The organism is Halalkalicoccus sp. NIPERK01 (assembly GCF_030287405.1).
GTDB lineage: Archaea > Halobacteriota > Halobacteria > Halobacteriales > Halalkalicoccaceae > Halalkalicoccus.
In genome coordinates this window covers 1-243 of sequence record NZ_JASVVV010000057.1, presented here as the reverse complement: position 1 = coordinate 243, position 243 = coordinate 1, and the positions used below count along the sequence as shown (strand labels likewise).

Annotated in this window: 1 protein-coding gene; it reads left to right on the top strand. The window is 72.8% G+C overall.

The features are described 5' to 3' along the window. The first annotated feature begins 96 nt into the window (after positions 1 to 96). Positions 97 to 240, top strand: a complete 144-nt coding sequence (locus QRT08_RS18540; RefSeq protein ID WP_286047474.1) for a hypothetical protein — start codon at positions 97 to 99, stop codon at positions 238 to 240. The last annotated feature ends 3 nt before the right edge of the window (positions 241 to 243 follow it).

The window sequence follows — 243 nt, the reverse complement described above, 5'->3', positions numbered from 1 at the left end:
GCGCTGCTCAATTACGCCGACGTGCGGTTCGCGCCGAATCCGCCGCTCAGCCTCGGCGCATTGGCGGCACAGCTGCGCTAGCCCGTCGCGCGCGAGGTGCTCGCGCTCGAGGCGCACATCTACGGCGCGGCGGTCGGGCCTTGGCGCGGCGACGGTCTCGAGGCCGTGCTGCGCGACCTCGAGACCGCGGAAGCTCCGGAGCGCGCCGCGGCGGAGCCGTTGCTGCCTTTGTACCGCTGAGAA